The 1054-nt window shown below is 45.8% G+C and carries 1 protein-coding gene; it reads left to right on the forward strand.

The window, feature by feature from the left end:
- Nucleotides 1-79: 79 nt before the first annotated feature.
- Nucleotides 80-1000: an IS5 family transposase gene (locus tag BCT49_RS15120; RefSeq protein ID WP_102436301.1), complete on the forward strand. Its 921-nt coding sequence runs from the start codon at nucleotides 80-82 to the stop codon at nucleotides 998-1000.
- Nucleotides 1001-1054 lie beyond the last annotated feature (54 nt).

Genomic DNA, 1054 nt, shown 5'->3' on the forward strand with positions numbered 1-1054 from the left:
GGCTTTGTTGCGTAATTCATTGGAACTAAACCTAAAACCTACGATCTGATCAGCTACATTCACTCCCTCTCGTAGCCCTATGCCTAAACCTCGTTACAAAACAACCAACTGGAAGCAATACAACCAATCACTCATTAACCGTGGCTCTCTGACCTTTTGGATTGATGAAGAGGCGATAAGCGGTTGGGCGCAAAGCAAACAGAATAAGCGCGGGAGGCCACGTCGGTTCAGTGATTTAGCTATTACGACAGCACTCATGGTGAAACGAGTTTTTTCTATGCCACTGAGAGCGCTACAAGGATTTATCGACTCGATATTTAGGTTAGCCCATGTGCCGTTAAGTTGTCCGCATTACACCTGCATCAGTCGTAGAGCCAAGCAAGTTGAGGTCTCATTTAAGACTAAAACGAGAGGTGCGATACAACATCTAGCTATTGATGCGACTGGCCTTAAGGTTTACGGCGAAGGTGAATGGAAAGTCAAAAAACACGGGACAGACGGCAAGCGTAGAGTCTGGCGAAAACTTCATATTGCCGTTGATACAAACACTCATGAAATTATTGCAACCGAGCTAAGTCTATCGACAGTTACAGATGGAGAAGTACTCCCGAATTTACTGAAACAAACTCGCCGAAGTATCCACGAGGTGTCTGGTGATGGCGCTTATGATACGAGAGCATGTCACGATGCAATTAAGATTAAGCGAGCCGTTGCGCTTATTCCTCCAAGAGAAGGGGCTGCCTTCTGGGAGCGGGGGCATCCCCGAAATCTCGCAGTAGGTTGCCAGAAGTTATATGGCTCAAATAAGTATTGGAAAGAGCGGTACGGTTACCACAAACGCTCCCTCTCAGAAACAGCGATGTATCGAGTTAAACAGTTACTTGGTGGTCGTTTAAGTTTAAGAAATTACAATGCACAAGTGGGTGAAACTTACGCGATGATAAAAGCGTTGAACAAGCTCACTGGGTTAGGTATGCCTGAAACTTGCCGTATTGACTAGGAAACGCACGAAATGGGGCTGCTCTGTCTCTAAACTGAATTACGCAACAAAGCC

This window comes from Vibrio lentus, assembly GCF_002875945.1.
Lineage (GTDB): Bacteria > Pseudomonadota > Gammaproteobacteria > Enterobacterales > Vibrionaceae > Vibrio > Vibrio apostichopi.